Raw genomic sequence first — 17,317 nt, 5'->3', positions numbered from 1 at the left:
AGCGAGTGAGCGGGACGATTCAGGGCATTGGCAATGAAAGTCGTCATTTGCTTTCCGCCTGTTTCAGAGCCAGCACGTCTTTGGGCGTGACCATGTCGCCTTTGTTATTGCCCCAGGCGTTACGCTCATAGGTCACCACAGCGGCGATATCCACTTCCGAGAGCTGCTTGCCGAAAGCTGCCATCGCGGTGCCGGGCTTGCCGTGATACACGATGCTCAGATGGTCTTTGGCCGGCCCGGTGGCGATTTTCGAACCCTTGAGCGCCGGGAACATCGGTGGCAAGCCTTGGCCCTCAGCCTGGTGACAGGCCACGCAAGTGGTGTGATAGACCTTGTCGCCACGCGCCACCAGTTCGTCCAGCGTCCACTCCTTGGAGGTCAACTCCTTGAGCTTAGCGGCCTCCTCCTTGCGCTCGCCCAGCCAGGTGTCGTAGTCGGCCTTGGACTTGACCTCCACCACGATGGGCATGAAGCCATGGTCCTTGCCACACAGTTCGGCGCACTGACCACGGTAGATGCCGGGCTTCTCGACGCGGGTCCAGGCTTCGTTGACGAAGCCAGGGATAGCATCGCGCTTGACCGCAAAGGCCGGCACCCACCAGGAGTGGATCACATCGGCGGCGGTCACCAGAAAGCGCACCTTGGCGCCCACCGGCAATACCAGCGGCTGGTCGACTTCCAACAGGTAGTGCTCGCCCTTGGTGGCCTGGTTATGGATCTGCTCGGCGGGTGTGGCCAGGTTGCTGAAGAACTCCACATCCTGGCCCAGGTATTTGTAGTGCCACTTCCACTGATAGCCGGTGACCTGGATATCGATATCCGACTCACTGCTGTCGTAGATGTTGATCAGGGTCTTGGTGGCCGGAATGGCCATGGCCACCAGGATCAGCAAGGGCACCACGGTCCAGAGGATTTCCACGGTGGTACTTTCGTGGAACTTCGCCGCTACCTGGCCCGTAGACCGGCGGTGCAGGATCATCGACCAGAACATCGCGCCAAACACGACGATGCCGATCACCACACAGATCCAGAAAATGGTCATGTGCAGGTCAAACACAGCGTGGCTGACTTCAGTAGCCCCTGGCGCCATATTCGTAGTCCAGGCGGCGTGCGCCTGGCCGAATACCGACCACAACAGGAGGCCCATCCAAACGTGTGGATGTCGCGTCATTGCGGGTTCCCCTTTATGTTTCTTGTTATCCCGCCGGTTTGCACCTGCGGCGAAGGGAGCGGCTTCCATACTGCTTACAACCGCCAAGCCTTGCCTGCGTCATGCAGTTGGGCGTCATCAGCTAATTGCGTACAAAACCGAGTATAGACAGCCGTAGCAACCCCGCAATGTGTGGGGGCAAATCAATAGAAACAGACAGACGGAGCCCGTAAAATGGGCGGCGGAATCGTTTATCCGACGAACGATGGCATTTCGATATAACCCCTGCCTATAACCATGAAATAATTATGACAAATGCGTCTTAGGCGCTCGTATAAACGAACTACCTTATCTTCTCCCTTTTCCTACGCCTGCTTCACTGGAGCCTTCATGAACACCGCCGCATTGCGCGAGCAGATTTCCCGTGCCCATCAACACGAAGCCAGCACCGGCCAGCTCGTCAGCCAGCTGAAAAAACAAGTGCCGCACCTGCATTCGTCCATCGCCTTGGCTGACGGTGATCGCAACATGGTCATGACCCGTTTTGTGACCGCTTACATCGATCTGGTTCCTGACTTGCTCGACGCCGCCAATGACGTGGCCCGTGAGGCCGGGATTGAAAGCCAGATCAAACCGGTACTGAAAATCGCTGAACATTTCTTCCTGCAGCCGCCAGCGATTCTGGCCGGCCACGACGGCCTTGATGGCCTGCTGGATGAGGCCTACCTGGCGCATCGCCTGGTCGAAGAAGTGAACGATCTGTATATCAAGCATTTTGGCCAGCCGCTGATTCCAGCGGATACCACCGTGGCCAACGTGATCGCCCATCAACTGATCGGTGAAGACTTCGCCAACCAATTGGATGAAGCCGTGCACCTGGCGGTGGATGAGATGCTTAACGAGGAAAGCTTTGCGCTGGAATCGGTCGAGGCCTATCGCGAACAGCTCAAGAGCCCGCAGACCGAAGCGTCCTGGAAGCGCTGGCCATGCCTGTCGCGCCAGCTTGGGGTTGAGCTGTCGCTGGATCAACCTGCGTAAATCGTCCGGCTTACAAAGATCAACTGTGGGAGCCGGGCTTGCCCGCGATTGGCGGAGTATCAGCCAACAGATTAGTTGACTGAACCAGCGCCATCGCGGGCAAGCCCGGCTCCCACAGTTTTTTGAGAGATCAGGCAGGCGCTGAGCCGATCCCCACTGTCGTTCTCACCCGACCTTCCAGCCGACGCTTCAAACCGCGAGCCTCGATCACCAACGTCGAGCCCTTGGCCGCATTGGCCCGGCCCCATTCTTCCAGCAACTCCAGGCAAGAGTGGTCGATGTAACTCAAGTTGCTCAACGGCACATGCAGGGTGGTCCCCGCAGGTACCGCCGACAACACTTGAGTCAACGCCGGCACCTTCAGAAAGGTCGCCGCCCCCGTCAAACGCAGCTCCATCTCACCTTCCTGGGGCAGGTCGATCAGACTGACTTTCAGGCGCGACGCCTTGAACGCCAGCTTCACCAATGTAAGCCCAAACCCCACCAGCACACCGGTCAGCAAATCGGTGAAGATGATTGCCAGTGCCGTGGCCGCATAGGTGAACATCGGCATCCGCCCATAGCGGCCCAGCGCCTTGAACGCCTTGATGTCTACCAACTTGATGCCGGTGTACACCAGCACACCCGCCAGGCTCGCGACCGGAATGCTCTGCAGCACGCTCGACAGCAAGAGCACGAAACCCAGCAGCCACAGGCCATGGAACATCGCCGACAGACGCGTGGTTGCCCCGGCCTGGACGTTAGCCGAGCTGCGCACGATCACGCCGGTCATGGGCAAAGCGCCAACCAGACCGCAGAGCATGTTGCCCACCCCTTGGGCCGACAATTCCTTATCGAAATCCGAACGTTGACCACTGTGCATGCGGTCCACTGCTGCAGCAGACAGCAGGGTTTCGGCACTGGCAATAAACGCCACGGCGAATGCCGCGATCAGCAACTGTGGATCCGCCAGGTTCAGCAAGTCGCTGGGGCGCAGCCAGTCGATAGCGTCCGCAAGGTTTTCCGGGACTTCCACGCGCTTGACCTGCAACGCCAGCACCAGGCTGGCAACAGTCGCCAGGCCCACGCCAAGCAACGCGCCAGGCACAAACCGCAGTTGTTGCGGACGGAATTTGTCCCACAGGTACATCACCAACATCGTCGACAAACCAAGTACGCCAGCCTGCCAGCCGAGCCCGCCGCCGAAGGTAGGAATTGCTGCAGCCAGCGCTGCCGGGAATCCTGCGAGGTTATCCAGCCCTGAAGGCTTGGGCGCGCCGTCGAGCATCACATGAACCTGCGACAGCACGATCAACACGCCAATCCCGGCCAACATGCCGTAGACCACCGCCGGCGCGGTGACGCGAAACCAGCAGCCCAGGCGCAAACGCCCGGCAACCAATTGCAGGAAGCCGGCCAGCAACAGGATCGGCCCCAGCATCAGCATGCCGTGCTGGCGCACCAGCTCGAACACCAGCACCGCCAGACCCGCCGCCGGGCCGCTGACTTGCAGCGGCGAGCCGGCCAACCAGCCCACCACCAGGCCGCCGATGATGCCAGTGATCAGGCCCTTGGCCGGCGGCATGCCGGACGCAATCGCGATGCCCATGCACAGTGGCAAGGCGACCAGAAAAACAACCACCGAGGCGAGCAGCTCCCGTGGCAATACAGCTTTCAATTGAGCAGCACGCATGATGACTCTCCCGAGGCATTCGCCGGGCGCGGTAAAGCCTGGCTGCATCCATGGCAGCCACCGCATTACCCGGCAGGGAAGTGTTTTAGAAGCGCGCTTTAGGCGTCGCTGAAGGGATCGGCTCGGTGCCGTTCAGCGGTCGGAACGCCGCTTTGTCCGCATCGTAGGCCCGAATTTCGCTGGTCTCGATGTTGTAGATCCAACCATGGATAAACAAATGACCATTGGCCATGCGCGAAGCCACGGAAGGGTGGGTACGCAAATGTTGCAGTTGGGCGATGACGTTTTCTTCGGTCAGCACCGCCATGCTCTCGCCTTCGTTGGCGCAGTCGCAGTTGTCATGGACCATGGTCTTGGCGACCTCGGCGTGACGCAACCAGGCCTTGACCGTCGGCATCTTTTCCAGACTGTCGGGGTTGAGCACGGCACGCATGGCGCCGCAGTCCGAATGCCCGCACACGATGATGTGCTGTACGCCAAGGGCGAGCACAGCGTATTCGATAGCCGTGGAAACACCGCCGTTCATCTGGCCGTAGGGCGGCACCACGTTACCGACGTTACGGGTCACGAACAGGTCGCCTGGGGAGCTCTGGGTGATCAGCTCGGGCACGATGCGCGAGTCGGCGCAGGTGATGAACATCGCCCGTGGGCTCTGGGCGGTGGCGAGTTTCTTGAAGAGTTCTTCCTGCTGGGGGAAGACGTCGTGATGGAAATGCAAAAAGCCGTCAACGATATGCTGCAGCGCTGCATCGGCGGATTCCGCCACCTGAGGGGCTGAAGCCGACGCAGCCAACGGCTGTTTATCCTTGTCACTCATGATTCATCCTCTTGATCAATGCAGGGGAGGGTTCAGGTCAGTTCGACGCCATGGCGGTGAAATAGTTGTAAAACAAGCACCGGCCAGGCTGCCGACTCATCAGTCACTCGCTGAACAAGGTAAACGTCGAAACTTAACTCAAACTGAATGAACCGCTCTAGAACGCGGGTTTCAGTGATGTCAAAACGCGACTATTCCTACAGCAAAGGTGCACGTCTCTCCCTCAGTCTACAACAAAGCCATCTGCCTGCCCGGTGGGCAAAACGCCGTGCAATCAAGGTTGAACCCTTCCCGCCGATTCAGCCCCAGACGCTTGATCGCCTTGCTGAAACGCTGCGCCAGCAAATCGGCAAACGGCCCTTCACCGCGCATACGCACGCCAAACCGGCTGTCATACACCTCACCCCCGCGTACTTGACGCACCAGGCTCATCACATGGGTTGCTCGCTGGGGGTAATGGGCCGCCAGCCACTCCTCGAACAACGGCGCCACCTCCAACGGCAGGCGCAGCATCATATACGCCGCGCTTTGTGCGCCGGCCGCGTGAGCTTCGGTAAGCAGGCTTTCCAGCTCGCTGTCGTTGATCATCGGGATCATTGGCGAACAAAGCACGCCCACCGGGATGCCTGCGTCACGCATTACCCGAATCGCCCGCAGCCGTGCCTTGGGGGCCGCCGTGCGCGGTTCCAGGATGCGCTTGAGCTCGTCGTCCAGGCTGGTGAGGCTGATCATCACCCCCACCAGGCGCTGGCGGGCCAACTCGGTCAGCAGGTCGAGGTCGCGCAGGATCAGCGAGCCCTTGGTGATGATCGTCACTGGGTGGCGGTAGCGCAGCAGTACTTCAAGGGTTTGCCGGGTGATCCGGTATTCGCGCTCGATTGGCTGGTACGGATCGGTATTGGAACCCAGGTTGATCGGCGCACACACGTAGCCCGGCTTGGACAGCTGCTGTTCCAGCACATCGGCCGCGTTGCTCTTGGCAATCAATCTGGTTTCAAAGTCCAGCCCGGGCGACATGTCCCAATAGGCATGGCTGGGCCGCGCATAGCAGTAGATGCAACCATGTTCACAACCACGATACGGGTTGATCGACCGATCAAACGGCAAGTCCGGCGAGTTGTTGCGGGTGATGATGGTCTTGGCCGTTTCGATACGCACTTCGGTGCCTTGGGTCGGCGGCACTTCCTGGTACCAACCGTCGTCCTCGGCCACGCTGACGGTGGGTGCAAAGCGATTATGCAGATTGGTGGCCGTACCCCGGCCACGGGGCGGCAGCGCAGTAGACATGAAAACGCCTCGATACTGTTTTTATATACAGTATCGAGGCGCGAGGTTTCTGACCAGTGCCGTTGGGCGGCCAGCGAACTTATCAGTGCTTTTGCGTCACCTGCCCCAAGTCATCGCCCGAGGTGGTGTGCAGATCGTTTTTGCGCAGGTCCGCCACATCGCTCGCCTTGACCGGCGCGCCCTGGTTGCCCCAGCTGCCACGGATAAAACTGACCACATCCGCCACTTCCTGGTCCGACAGACGCCAGGCGAACGCTGGCATAGTGAAGGTTGATGGCGCCGCATGGGTGGCCGGCAAGGTGCCGCCGTTCAACACAATGTTGATCAACGACGTGGCATCTGCCGTCTGCAACACCGGGTTGCCCGCCAGCGCCGGGAATACCCGCGTATATCCATGGCCGTCGGTACGGTGGCAGGCCGCGCAGTTGTCGATATACACCGAGGCGCCCGGCTTGCTGTCATCACCTTTCCAGAGCGCTTGCGCTACCTGCTTGTCGTATTGGTGCGGCTGGTCCTTCGGATCGACTGCCGGCAGGCTCTTGAGGTATCGCGCGATAGCGGTCAGGTCATCTTCCGACATGTACTGCATGCTATGGACGACAACATCGCTCATACCGCCGAACACCGCACTGCGGTCACTGCGGCCGGTCTTGAGAAACTGCACCAGTTGCTCTTCGCTCCAGCTGCCGAGGCCGTCCTTGTGGTCGCCGCGCAGGCTTTTGGCAATCCAGCCTTCCAACGGCGCACTGCCAGAGAGGAAGGCGCTGCCGTCCGTGGCACTCAGGGCTTTTTCCTGCATGGTCAGGGCACGCGGCGTATGGCAGGCGCCGCAATGTCCGAGACCTTCCACCAGGTAGGCACCACGATCGATCACCGGGTCGGCAGCGGCTTGCGGCTGATGCGCCTCGACTGCCGGGGCAAACATCCAGCGCCAGGCCGCCAACGGCCAACGCATGCTCAAGGGCCAGGGAATATCGCTGTCCTTGTTTTCCTGGGCAACCGGTTCGACCCCCTTCATAAAGTACGCATACAGCGCTTGCATATCGCTGTCGCTGACACGTGCATAAGACGGGTAAGGCATCGCCGGGTAAAGCGTACTACCGTTCTTGGCGACACCATGGCGCACGGCCTTGTCGAAATCCTCGAAGCTGTAGTCGCCCAGGCCGGTCTTGTCCGGGGTGATATTGGTGGAGTAGATCACGCCAATGGGCGTTTCCATCGGCAGGCCGCCAGCGAAGGGCTTGCCACCCTTGGCGGTATGGCAGGCAACACAGTCGCCGGCGCGCGCCAGGTATTCACCCTGCTTGATCAGATCGGTTTCGGCGGCGCTGATCGAGCAGCTGCTGAACAGCGCCAGGGAGGCGATAACGAGTGCTTTCATGGTCATCGCTCCTTATGCCTGAACCAGCGGGCCGGGGTTTTTGAGGTACTGCTCGCGAATCGCGCGAGCCGACCAATAGGTCAACGCTGCCACCAGGCCGGTCGGGTTGTAGCCCAAGCCTTGTGGGAAAGCGGAAGCACCAGGGACAAAGACGTTGTGCACATCCCAGCTCTGCAAGTAGCGGTTCAACGCACTGGTTTTCGGGTCGGTGCCCATGATCGCGCCGCCGTTGAGGTGGGTGGTCTGGTAGGAGGCGGTATTGAAATGCTCACCAACCTTTTTACCCAGCACGGCGATGGCCTTGGGGTTCATGGCCTGGGCCACTTTGCCCATTTTTTCCATCATGAAGCGGTTCATCTTGATATCGTTTTCTTGCCAGTCGAAGGTCATGCGCAGCAGCGGCAGGCCGTAGGCATCGCGATAAACCGGGTCCAGATCCAGGTAGTTGCTCCGGTAGGATTGATGGGCACCGTGAGAATCCATTGAGACCTGATGGGTGTAGTAATCGGCGGTGGCGCGCTTCCAGGCACTGCCCCAGGCCGGCGTACCCGGCGGGTTGGACGTACCGGCAATCGGCCGGCTGCCCGCCTGGTTGACCCACATCGGCGAACCACCCACGAAGCCGTGGGGGCCATGGTCAAAGTTGTCGGCGTTGAAGTCGTCGATGGCCACGCCATTGCCGCCCGCGCCGATAAAGTTGTTGGTGTGGGTGTCCTTGTCGAAGAACGCCTTGATGGTGCCCATGTTCTGGTAGGCGAAGTTGCGGCCTACCACACCCTCGTTGGTAATCGGGTCGTAGGGTCTGCCGATGCCGGACAGCAGCATCAGGCGCACGTTATGGAACTGGAAGGCGCCAAGAATCACCAGGTCAGCCGGTTGTTCACACTCGCGGCCCTGGGCGTCGATGTAGGTCACGCCGGTGGCTTTCTTCTTGGTGCTGTCGAGGTTGACCTTGAGCACGTGGGAATTGGGCCGCAGCTCGAAGTTGGGCACCTGGCGCAAGGCCGGCAGGATGTTCACGTTCGGCGAAGCCTTGGAGTACATGTAGCAAACGTAGCCACTGCAAAACCCGCAGAAGTTGCACGGGCCCATCTGCGCACCGTAGGGGTTGGTGTACGGCCCCGACGTATTGGCCGAAGGCAGGTTGTAAGGTTTGTAACCTACGTCGGTCGCCGCTTTCTGAAACAGCTGGGCGGAGACAGTATTTTTCTGCGCCTCCAGCGGGAACGGGTTGGAGCGATCCGGCGCGTAGGGGTTGCCGCCACGGCCTTCACCGACCAGTTGGCCCTTGACCGTCCAGGCTTGGCCGGAGGTGCCAAAGACTTTTTCCGCATAGTCGAAAAACGGCTCCAGCTCTTCGTAGCTGACGCCGAAGTCCTGGATGGTCATGTCCTTGGGAATGAAGTTCTTCCCGTAGCGCTCTTCGTAATGGCTGCGCATGCGCAGCTCAATTGGATCAACGCGAAAATGCACGCCCGACCAGTGCAGCCCCGCACCACCAACGCCATTGCCCGGCAAGAACGCGCCCAACTGACGATTGGGCAGGGCGACGTCATTCACGCTGTGGCGAATGGTCACCGTTTCTTTGGAGATGTCCTGGAACAGCTTCTTACGCACGCTGTAGGTCAATTCGTCGATGACCTGGGGATAGTTGCCGTCTGGATAAGTGTCCTGCATCGGGCCGCGCTCCAGCGCTACCACGTTGAGGCCCGCTTCTGTCAGCTCTTTGGCCATGATCGCGCCCGTCCAGCCGAAGCCCACAATCACTGCATCCACTTTCTTCATGATGGTCGCCACGTTTACGCCCTCTCGCCGCGAATGGAAACAGCCGGGAAGGGGTATTGCTCGTTGCGTTCCACCCAATCCATGAAATCGGCGCGGGCGCCGGGAAAGCCGATCATGGTCCAGCCGACCATGCCTTTATTACCGCCGTGGATAGGGTCGCAGAAGAAGCCTTCCTTGGTGTTTTGCAGCAAAAGGTTGAAGAACATCTTGGGCGGCACCGCGTCGAAGTGCGCAGCGACTTCACTGCCGCCAGCCTCCAGGCGTCGCAGCATATCGTCTCGGGTAGCGCTGTCTTGCGCAGCAAAAGCCTTACCGTTGAACGCTTTCGACCACGCATCTGTAGAAGCAATGCCGAGGCGATAGATCTCCTTGGGTACCAATTTGCTTTGCCAGCCCATCTCCGGCGCCGCATCAGCGTTGAACGGGCCTTGCATGAACCACAGGGCGCCACTGGCGTAAGGGGTGTTCATCTGGCGGTCGATGTATTCCGGCGCGCCAGCTTCCAAGGCACCTGGGCCTTGGGCGTCAGCGGGAATCAAGCGCTCGACGGCGGCGTTGATAAACGCCCATTCCTCGGCCGTGAAATAACTTGGCTCGTAGGCTTTGTCGCTGACCGCGGGTTTGGCCGGCTCGGCCTGGGCCGGTTCCGGAGTGGCCATTAACATCGAACCGCCAAGGCCGGTGCTGGCAACCGTGACCACCGGGATCAAGGTCAAGGATTTGCGTAAAAAGTCACGCCGGGGGTTGTCTTGATCTTGATCAGACATAGGTACACCTCATCATGTGGTCACGGGTTTATCCGCCGCTTCTGGGAGCAGCGTGAAGGCTTTGCCGCTAGTTGGATCCAAGCAGACACAGCACAATGGCAAACATTAGTTACAAATGATAGCAGGCTAAGAATTCAGAGGCGTCGATTCGGTGACAAAAACACCGGATCAGATCGCAGGCATCACGATTCTTTGACACGGACCTCACGCCGTATTGACCCGCTTTGAGTGAATCTGCGGCCCATCAGCCACTTCCTAGCTCGGTCACGACGTTCATGTTCAACACACGCTTACTCCTCGTTCTCGGCCTGGCGCTCATGAGCCTGTTCAGCACCGTACAAGCCGATGAGGCTGCGTCGATCCGCTCGCCGGAGTGGGCCCAGCCGGTGGGTAACCAATACAACCTGCACCAGATGACACCCACGCTCTATCGCAGCGCATTGCCGGATGGACGTGCGCTGCCGTTATTGCAAAAACTCAAGATCGTTACGGTCATCAACTTCTTGCCAGAATCTGATACGCAGTGGCTCCAATCCTCTGATATCAAACAGGTGCAGTTGAGCTATCGCACCAACCACGTCGACGATGCCGACGTGCTGGCGGCAATCAGAGCAATTCAGGCAGCAGAGGCCGATGGCCCGGTGTTGATGCATTGCAAGCACGGCGCCGACCGCACCGGCCTGATGGCAGCGATGTATCGTGTGGTGGTTCAAGGGTGGAGCAAGGAGGACGCGCTGAACGAAATGACCTTGGGCGGCTTTGGCAGCAGCAATGGTTTCAAGGATGGCGTTCGCTACATGATGAAAGCCGATGTCGACAAGTTGCGCGCAGCTTTGGCGAATGGGGATTGCAGCACCAGCGCCTTTGCGTTGTGCTCAATGAAAGGCTGGATCACCACAACGGGTAAGGAAGAAAAAAAATTGTAGGAGCGAGCTTGCTCGCGAAGAACGTTAACGATAACGCGCGTTTTCCTGGGTAAACGCCGCGCTGTTGAGTTCTTCGCGAGCAAGCTCGCTCCTACAGTGAGTGCCGGCTTAGTCTTTTTTCAGCTTCGGGTTCGGGAAGAACTGCACTGCCTGCACTTTAGGATCCGCCGGCGCTTTCAACGCGGTGGTATTGACCCTAGTGCCCAATTCCTTGGGCACCGACAGGCCTTGATCATTCAGCGTATCGGTATACCCGCAGGCCACGCATTCGCGGTGCGGCACGCTGTCTTCGGTCCACATCTTCAACTTGTCCGGCTCGCTGCACGCCGGGCAGACCGCCCCGGCGATAAATTGCTTTTTGGTAATCACAGGCCCTTCACTCATGCTGCCGCGTCCTCACTCAAGCCGCTGTGGCGCAAGAGTGCGTCAATCGACGGCGCGCGTCCGCGGAAATCGACGAACAGCACCATCGGCGCCTGGGAGCCGCCACGGGCAAGGATGGCTTCACGGAAGGCACGCCCGGTCTGGGCGTTGAGCACGCCGTCTTCCTCAAACTTGGAGAACGCGTCCGCCGACAGCACTTCCGCCCATTTGTAGCTGTAGTAACCCGCCGCATAACCGCCGGCGAAGATGTGAGCGAAGCTGTTGGGGAAGCGGTTGTAGGCCGGTGGGCGCATGACCGAGACTTCATCGCGCACGCCTTCAAGTACCTGGGCCACGCTGCGACCATCGCCATGGGTGGCGTGCAGTTCAAAGTCGAACAGCGAGAACTCCAGCTGACGCACCATCATCAGGCCGGACTGGAAATTTTTCGCCGCGAGCATTTTTTCCAGCAGGTCCTGGGGCAGGGGCTCGCCGGTTTCGTAGTGGCCGGAGATCAGCGCCAGGCCTTCAGGCTCCCAGCACCAGTTCTCCATGAATTGGCTCGGCAGTTCCACCGCGTCCCACGCCACACCGTTGATACCGGATACGCCGGCGTACTCCACGCGGGTGAGCAGGTGATGCAGGCCGTGGCCGAATTCGTGGAACAGGGTGGTGACTTCATCGTGGGTCAGCAGGGCAGGCTTGCCACTGTCGGCCGGGGTGAAGTTGCACACCAGGTTGGCCACGGGGCTTTGCAGCACGCCATCAAGTGTACGGCGGCGGTCACGGGCACCGTCCATCCAGGCACCGCCACGCTTGTTGGCGCGGGCATACAGGTCGAAGAAGAAGCGTCCGACGTGCTCGCCGTTCTCCTTGATCTCGAATAAGCGCACATCCGGGTGCCAGGTGTCGAAGCCTTTAAGCTCAGCGATCTCGATGCCGTACAGGCGCTGCACAATGGCAAACAGGCCGCCCAGCACTTTGTCGATGGGGAAGTAGGCGCGCAGCGCTTCCTGGGACACGCTGTAGCGCTGCTCACGCAGTTTTTCGCCGTAGAAACCGCTGTCCCAGCTCTGCAGATCAGCGCAGCCTTGCTCGGCGGCGTAGGCCTTGAGTTGCTGCAGGTCCTGGGCGGCGAACGGCTTGCTGCGCTTGGCCAGGTCGCGCAGGAAGCTCAGCACCTGGTCGCTGGATTCGGCCATCTTGGTGGCCAGGCTCAGCTCGGAGAACGACGCATAACCCAACAATTGGGCCAGTTCCTGACGCAGGTCGAGGATCTGCTCCATCACCGGGCCGTTATCGTTCTGACCGGCATTAGGGCCCTGGTCCGACGCACGGGTGCAGTAGGCGGCGTACACCTCTTCACGCAGGGCACGGTCCTGGGCGTAGGTCATGACGGCGTAGTAGCTGGGGAATTCCAACGTGATCAGCCAGCCGTCGAGGCCCTTGGCCTGGGCGGCGGCAGCCATTTGCGCCTTGGCCGAATCGGTCAGGCCGGCAAGTGTCGCCTCATCAGTGACGTGCTTGGTCCAGGCCTGGGTGGCGTCCAGCAACTGGTTGGAGAATTTGCTGCCCAACTCGGACAGCTTGCTCTGCACCTCGGCGTAGCGTTTTTGCTGCTCCGGCGGCAAATCAATACCAGACAGGCGGAAGTCACGCAGGGAGTGTTCCAGAATGGTTTTTTGCGCCACATCGAAACCGGCAGCTTCCGGGCTGTTGGCCAGGGCTTCGAAGGCCTGAAACAGCTCACGGTTCTGGCCCATTTCGGTGGAGTAGGCGCTCAATGCCGGCAGGCACGCCTCGTAGGCTTCGCGCAGTTCGGCGCTGTTGCACACGGCATTGAGGTGGCTGACCGGGCTCCAGGCGGCGCCGAGGCGATCATTGAGCTCATCCATGGCCAGGACCAGGCCGGCCCACGTCGGGGTTTTACCCTGGTTTTGCAGGATCTCTGCGATCGCCACGCGGTTGTCGGCGAGGATCTGTTCGATGGCCGGCTGCACGTGCTCGGCACGGATCGCCGAGAACGGCGGCAGGTCGTAGGACTGCAAAAGAGGGTTGTTCGCGCTCACGGTGGGCACCTTGGCTGAAGAAACATGTAGAACAAAGATGGGGCCATCTTAATTACAATCAACACCCACCGCAGCTATCAGCAGAAGAGAGAGAGGCTATCGTGACCCTTCGCACCTATCAGAACCACACGCCAACCCTCGGCGCCGGGGCGTTTGTCGATATTTCGGCGGTGGTGATCGGCGATGTCGAAATCGGCACTGACAGCTCGGTTTGGCCGCTGACAGTGATCCGCGGCGACATGCATCGCATCCGCATCGGTGCGCGCACCAGCGTGCAAGACGGCTGCGTGCTGCACATTACCCATGCGGGGCCGTTCAATCCTGAGGGTTTCCCGTTGCTGATCGGCGACGATGTGACCATCGCCCACAAAGTCATGCTGCATGGCTGCACCGTGGGTAACCGCATCCTGATCGGCATGGGCAGTATCGTGATGGATGGCGCCGTGGTCGAAGACGACGTGATCATCGGCGCCGGCAGCCTGGTGCCGCCAGGCAAGAAACTCGACAGTGGTTTTTTGTATGTGGGCAGCCCGGTCAAACAGGTTCGCGCATTGACTGACAAAGAACGCGCCTTTTTCACCTACAGCGCTGCGAACTACGTGAAGCTCAAAGACCTGCACCTGGCTGAAGGATTCGATCAATGACCCTGCATCACCCCACCGTCCTGTTCGACCTGGACGGCACCCTCACCGACCCACGCGAGGGCATTACCCGTTCGATCCAGTACGCCTTGGCCAAACTGGGCATTGATGAGCCCGACCTGACCAAACTCGAACACTTCATCGGCCCGCCCTTGCTGCAGGCGTTCATGCAGTTTTACGCCTTCGACGAGGCCAAGGCATGGGAGGCGGTGAATTTCTACCGTGAGCGCTTCAAGGTCACCGGCCTGTACGAAAACCGCGTGTTCGACGGCGTCATGCCGTTATTGGAAGAGTTGAACAGCCAAGGGCGTCAGCTGTACGTAGCCACCTCCAAACCGTGGGAATTTGCCCGCGAGATTGCGCGGCATTTCGACTTTGCCAAGTACTTCAAGGTGATCTACGGCAGCGAACTGGACGGCACGCGTACCAACAAGGTCGAGTTGATCGCGCATTTGATGCGTGAGGAACGGCTGGACCCGGCCACCACCTTGATGATCGGTGATCGCAAGCATGACCTGATCGGCGCACGCAGTAATGGGCTGGATTCGGCCGCCGTGGGGTATGGGTTTGGTAGTTTTGAAGAGCTGAGTGCCGAGGCACCGACCTGGCATTTCGAGACGTTGGACCAGATGCATCAGGCGTTTTTGCAGCGTCCTTGAGACCGCTTTCGCAGGCAAGCCAGCTCCCACAGTTGACCGATTTTCAACATGAGGATGCGGTCAACTGTGGGAGCTGGCTTGCCTGCGATAAGGCCCTAACGACCAACCGTCTCCAACTGCCTCAACGCCGCTTTACGCTGCTCCACCGGCAACCCGCCCAACCGCTCCACCGCCGCATAAAACCTCACCCAATCCCCGCCTTCCCGCGCAAACAACGCCGCAAACGCCGGCACCCATTGGTCATACAACCCAAACGGCAAAAGCCGCGCGTTATTCATCGGCTGGTTAATCCAGGCGTCATAACGCTTGTCACCACCCCATTGGCTATCACGCAGGTGCCGGTATTCACTACGCAACTGCTCGAATTGCGCCGCTTTGGCACGGCGCATCGCGTCCGCTGCCAACGGCTGCGCGTACAACGCCTCCAGGCGTCTACGGGTATCGAGAATCAGCCGGATAAATTGATCGCGTTGCTTCAACGCCGCATCGCCGACAGGCGCCAGGCCCCGCGCCGCACGCCATTGGCGCGTGCCCTCCTGCTCGACAAAACTGGCATAGGACTCGTTGAACTCGGTGTCATCCTTCACGTAGAAGCGCTGGTGGGCCAGCTCATGGAAAATCAGCGTGGCAAGGCGCTCATCGCCCCAGCTCATCATCGAGCTCATGATCGGGTCGTTGAACCAGCCCAGGGTGGAGTAGGCCTCCACGCCGCCGATCGACACATCCATGCCCTGTTGCCGCAACAGCGCCGCCTCGCCCCGGGCCGCACCTTGGTTGTAGTAGCCGCGATAGGCGACGCAACCGGCGATGGGAAAGCAATGGTTCTGGGGTGACAGAGAAAATTCCTGCGTGGCGAAGACATTCCAGACCACATAGGGTCGGCCAATATCGGCATAGAGCCGGTAACTTTGATTGTCCGGCAGATGCAGGTGTTCACTGGCAAAGGTTCGAGCTTTCTGCGATTGAGCCAGATGCTCGCGCAGCAGTGGCGGGCGAGCAGGGTCGGCGATGACCTCGGCAACCGGCTCCCGGGCCCGCAACAGTTGCCATTGGCCACTCGCCAACTGGCTGTAATAACTGACACTGGAACAGCCGCTGAGCAGCAAAACCATCAGTCCTGGAAGAAAACGCCTGATCATGCACTGACTGCTCCTGGGTGATGGGTTCGCCAGACTATCGCGCTTGCCGGGGATTTTTCCACGGCGTGGCGTGTTTATACTCAAGCCTCTTCTCGTGTTGAGTACCTGCCATGCGCCAGCTCTTGCTTCCCGTCGCCGCTGTATTCCTCAGCGCTTGCGCCTCGACCCCCATCCCCCCCGTGGACCCGCAGCAGGCCTGGGTCGATTTCACCACGCCCACCCCGGGTTCCAAGTTGGTAATGGCTCAGCGCCTGGACGGGAAAAACCTCGACGACGGGCGCTTTTTTCAAATGCCTCCCGGCCCTCACGAGCTGATGGTGCGCTTTGACTTTGAAGTGCCCGCTGGCGGCGGCCTGGGTGGCCTCAGCCAGATGATGTATCGCACCTGCTTCATGACGCTGCAGTACAACAACTTTCAGGCCGGCCAGCGCTATGTGTTGGAAGGGCGCTCACTGGCGTTCACGCCCAACATCCGGCTGTACGACTCAACCCGCCAACTATTGGCCGAAGAGCGCAGCGTGAACTGCATGTGAGTCAGTCGTTGTTCTTTTGATAGATGATGCGCTTGGTGCCGTTTTCGCATGAGCCGACAATCATGGCTTCGTCATGGTTCTTGGCTTCTTCGGCGGTGATGATTTCCAGGGTGTAGGACGGAATCGCCTTGGCCTGGATCTTCACTTCGATTTCTTTCCTGAGCTCTTCACAATCTTTTGGCGCGGCCACGGCCGAAGTGGCCAATACACCGCAGATGATTGCCAAGGCAAAACGTTTCATGTGTGGAGCTCCCTGAATGCGCTGCGCACGAGTGTGCGCCTAGGCTGCATGGGCTATTCGACCACATTTTGCGAACACGAGTTCTGATTTAACGCAGAACTAAACATGTGGGAGCGGGCTCGCTCGCGAATACGGAGTATCAGTCACCGAAGATATCGGCTGATCCACCGCATTCGCGAGCAAGCCCGCTCCCACATAAGATGACTGCTGTGTCAGTTGACCAGCGTGGCATCCAAGGTGATGGTCGCATTCAGCACCTTGGACACCGGGCACCCTTCCTTGGCCTTTTTGCTCAGTTCATCGAACTGCGCCTGGCTCGCGCCTGGGATTTTGGCTTTCAGGATCAGATGCACTGCTGTAATCGCAAAGCCGCCCTCGACCTGGTCCAGAGTCACTTCGGCCTGGGTGTCGATGCTGTCAGCCTTGAGCCCGGCGTCGCCAAGAATCATGGAAAACGCCATGGAGAAACAGCCGGCGTGAGCCGCGCCGATCAATTCTTCAGGGTTGGTACCCTTGCCGCCCTCGAAACGGGCCTTGAAGCCGTAGGGCGCTTCGCGCAGCACGCCGGTTTCGGTGGAAATGGAGCCCAGGCCAGTCTTCAGGTCGCCTTCCCAATGCGCGGATGCCTTTTTAACGATACTCATAGCTTTCTCCTCGAACGGTGGTTTTGCGTCGGTAAGGGTTCTGAGGATAGACGTCAAAACAAAGTTCATTCGTAAGAGAAACCTAGCAATCCAGTAGGAAATTTCAGAGCTACCTATTGAATCTCGGGTATATGCCCTCATTGCATAGAGCATGCACATGAAGCGGCAGGTTTTGGTTCGTCTAGAAAGCCTGCGCCCCCATTGG

The 17,317-nt window shown here is 59.6% G+C and carries 17 protein-coding genes; 5 read left to right on the top strand and 12 right to left on the bottom strand.

Going from position 1 to position 17,317, the window contains the following annotated elements:
• Positions 1–43 precede the first annotated feature (43 nt).
• A complete protein-coding gene (gene coxB / locus GIW79_RS09370; protein ID WP_032894328.1) occupies positions 44–1,171 on the bottom strand; it encodes a cytochrome c oxidase subunit II in 1,128 nt (375 codons plus the stop codon).
• Between the two features lie 369 nt (positions 1,172–1,540).
• On the opposite strand from coxB, the gene GIW79_RS09365 reads away from it, so the two are divergent.
• Positions 1,541–2,188, top strand: a complete 648-nt coding sequence (locus tag GIW79_RS09365; RefSeq protein ID WP_003187334.1) for a hypothetical protein — start codon at positions 1,541–1,543, stop codon at positions 2,186–2,188.
• A 130-nt stretch (positions 2,189–2,318) separates the two neighbouring features.
• Here GIW79_RS09365 and GIW79_RS09360 read toward each other — a convergent pair whose 3' ends face one another.
• The 6 genes from GIW79_RS09360 to GIW79_RS09335 all read right to left on the bottom strand — a co-directional run bounded on the left by GIW79_RS09360 (position 2,319) and on the right by GIW79_RS09335 (position 9,897).
• A complete protein-coding gene (locus GIW79_RS09360; RefSeq protein ID WP_034129222.1) occupies positions 2,319–3,860 on the bottom strand; it encodes a SulP family inorganic anion transporter in 1,542 nt (513 codons plus the stop codon).
• 85 nt (positions 3,861–3,945) lie between these two features.
• Entirely contained in the window at positions 3,946–4,677 is a 732-nt protein-coding gene (locus tag GIW79_RS09355; protein ID WP_003187331.1) for a carbonic anhydrase, read from the bottom strand.
• 228 nt (positions 4,678–4,905) lie between these two features.
• On the bottom strand, positions 4,906–5,964 hold the full coding sequence (locus GIW79_RS09350; protein ID WP_034129221.1) for a PA0069 family radical SAM protein: 1,059 nt from the start codon (positions 5,962–5,964) through the stop codon (positions 4,906–4,908).
• Between the two features lie 82 nt (positions 5,965–6,046).
• Positions 6,047–7,345 carry a cytochrome c gene (locus GIW79_RS09345; RefSeq protein WP_072445700.1) on the bottom strand — a complete coding sequence of 433 codons (1,299 nt, stop codon included), beginning with the start codon at positions 7,343–7,345 and terminating at the stop codon, positions 6,047–6,049.
• 12 nt (positions 7,346–7,357) lie between these two features.
• The gene (locus GIW79_RS09340; protein WP_060763841.1) at positions 7,358–9,142 is read right to left on the bottom strand and encodes a GMC family oxidoreductase; all 1,785 of its coding nucleotides are present in this window, start codon (positions 9,140–9,142) and stop codon (positions 7,358–7,360) included.
• Between the two features lie 2 nt (positions 9,143–9,144).
• Positions 9,145–9,897, bottom strand: a complete 753-nt coding sequence (locus tag GIW79_RS09335; RefSeq protein WP_034129218.1) for a gluconate 2-dehydrogenase subunit 3 family protein — start codon at positions 9,895–9,897, stop codon at positions 9,145–9,147.
• A 275-nt stretch (positions 9,898–10,172) separates the two neighbouring features.
• Here GIW79_RS09335 and GIW79_RS09330 point away from each other — a divergent pair, with 275 nt between their 5' ends.
• Positions 10,173–10,823, top strand: a complete 651-nt coding sequence (locus GIW79_RS09330) for a dual specificity protein phosphatase family protein (RefSeq protein ID WP_236453065.1) — start codon at positions 10,173–10,175, stop codon at positions 10,821–10,823.
• A 108-nt stretch (positions 10,824–10,931) separates the two neighbouring features.
• On the opposite strand, the gene GIW79_RS09325 is transcribed toward GIW79_RS09330, so the two are convergent.
• Together GIW79_RS09325 and prlC are read right to left on the bottom strand one after the other, a co-directional pair.
• Positions 10,932–11,207, bottom strand: coding sequence for a YheV family putative zinc ribbon protein (locus GIW79_RS09325; protein ID WP_020301415.1), 276 nt, complete (start codon positions 11,205–11,207; stop codon positions 10,932–10,934).
• Complete coding sequence (gene prlC, locus GIW79_RS09320) at positions 11,204–13,255, bottom strand: oligopeptidase A (protein WP_236453061.1); 2,052 nt, start codon at positions 13,253–13,255, stop codon at positions 11,204–11,206. Before prlC ends, GIW79_RS09325 begins: the two co-directional genes overlap by 4 nt.
• 101 nt (positions 13,256–13,356) lie before the next feature.
• On the opposite strand from prlC, the gene GIW79_RS09315 reads away from it, so the two are divergent.
• Together GIW79_RS09315 and GIW79_RS09310 are read left to right on the top strand one after the other, a co-directional pair.
• Positions 13,357–13,899 carry a gamma carbonic anhydrase family protein gene (locus tag GIW79_RS09315; protein ID WP_034116625.1) on the top strand — a complete coding sequence of 181 codons (543 nt, stop codon included), beginning with the start codon at positions 13,357–13,359 and terminating at the stop codon, positions 13,897–13,899.
• Positions 13,896–14,555, top strand: a complete 660-nt coding sequence (locus GIW79_RS09310; RefSeq protein ID WP_034129215.1) for an HAD family hydrolase — start codon at positions 13,896–13,898, stop codon at positions 14,553–14,555. Before GIW79_RS09315 ends, GIW79_RS09310 begins: the two co-directional genes overlap by 4 nt.
• A 95-nt stretch (positions 14,556–14,650) precedes the next feature.
• On the opposite strand, the gene GIW79_RS09305 is transcribed toward GIW79_RS09310, so the two are convergent.
• Entirely contained in the window at positions 14,651–15,694 is a 1,044-nt protein-coding gene (locus GIW79_RS09305; RefSeq protein ID WP_236453056.1) for an aminopeptidase, read from the bottom strand.
• 110 nt (positions 15,695–15,804) lie between these two features.
• On the opposite strand from GIW79_RS09305, the gene GIW79_RS09300 reads away from it, so the two are divergent.
• Positions 15,805–16,227, top strand: a complete 423-nt coding sequence (locus GIW79_RS09300) for a PA0061/PA0062 family lipoprotein (protein ID WP_236453054.1) — start codon at positions 15,805–15,807, stop codon at positions 16,225–16,227.
• Position 16,228: 1 nt separating this feature from the next.
• Here the strand turns inward: GIW79_RS09300 and GIW79_RS09295 are convergent, their stop codons facing one another.
• Positions 16,229–16,468, bottom strand: a complete 240-nt coding sequence (locus GIW79_RS09295) for a DUF1161 domain-containing protein (protein WP_003187312.1) — start codon at positions 16,466–16,468, stop codon at positions 16,229–16,231.
• Positions 16,469–16,680: 212 nt separating this feature from the next.
• On the bottom strand, positions 16,681–17,112 hold the full coding sequence (locus GIW79_RS09290; RefSeq protein ID WP_003187311.1) for an OsmC family protein: 432 nt from the start codon (positions 17,110–17,112) through the stop codon (positions 16,681–16,683).
• Positions 17,113–17,317: the final 205 nt, after the last annotated feature.

Source organism: Pseudomonas sp. PA-7-1E (assembly GCF_021605325.1).
Taxonomy (GTDB): Bacteria; Pseudomonadota; Gammaproteobacteria; order Pseudomonadales; family Pseudomonadaceae; genus Aquipseudomonas; species Aquipseudomonas fluorescens_BV.
The sequence above is the reverse complement of the archived record's forward strand: the minus strand, read 5'-3'. Positions and strand labels throughout refer to the sequence as shown.

Bases quoted from the DNA above. Each gene is read 5' to 3' on its own strand.
- coxB (WP_032894328.1), bottom strand. From the start codon at position 1,171: ATGACGCGACATCCACACGTTTGGATGGGCCTCCTGTTGTGGTCGGTA.
- GIW79_RS09355 (WP_003187331.1), bottom strand. From the start codon at position 4,677: ATGAGTGACAAGGATAAACAGCCGTTGGCTGCGTCGGCTTCAGCCCCT.
- GIW79_RS09360 (WP_034129222.1), bottom strand. From the start codon at position 3,860: ATGCGTGCTGCTCAATTGAAAGCTGTATTGCCACGGGAGCTGCTCGCC.
- GIW79_RS09330 (WP_236453065.1), top strand. From the start codon at position 10,173: ATGTTCAACACACGCTTACTCCTCGTTCTCGGCCTGGCGCTCATGAGC.
- GIW79_RS09305 (WP_236453056.1), bottom strand. From the start codon at position 15,694: ATGATCAGGCGTTTTCTTCCAGGACTGATGGTTTTGCTGCTCAGCGGC.
- GIW79_RS09300 (WP_236453054.1), top strand. From the start codon at position 15,805: ATGCGCCAGCTCTTGCTTCCCGTCGCCGCTGTATTCCTCAGCGCTTGC.
- GIW79_RS09345 (WP_072445700.1), bottom strand. From the start codon at position 7,345: ATGAAAGCACTCGTTATCGCCTCCCTGGCGCTGTTCAGCAGCTGCTCG.
- GIW79_RS09295 (WP_003187312.1), bottom strand. From the start codon at position 16,468: ATGAAACGTTTTGCCTTGGCAATCATCTGCGGTGTATTGGCCACTTCG.
- GIW79_RS09335 (WP_034129218.1), bottom strand. From the start codon at position 9,897: ATGTCTGATCAAGATCAAGACAACCCCCGGCGTGACTTTTTACGCAAA.
- GIW79_RS09365 (WP_003187334.1), top strand. From the start codon at position 1,541: ATGAACACCGCCGCATTGCGCGAGCAGATTTCCCGTGCCCATCAACAC.
- GIW79_RS09350 (WP_034129221.1), bottom strand. From the start codon at position 5,964: ATGTCTACTGCGCTGCCGCCCCGTGGCCGGGGTACGGCCACCAATCTG.
- GIW79_RS09290 (WP_003187311.1), bottom strand. From the start codon at position 17,112: ATGAGTATCGTTAAAAAGGCATCCGCGCATTGGGAAGGCGACCTGAAG.
- GIW79_RS09325 (WP_020301415.1), bottom strand. From the start codon at position 11,207: ATGAGTGAAGGGCCTGTGATTACCAAAAAGCAATTTATCGCCGGGGCG.
- GIW79_RS09310 (WP_034129215.1), top strand. From the start codon at position 13,896: ATGACCCTGCATCACCCCACCGTCCTGTTCGACCTGGACGGCACCCTC.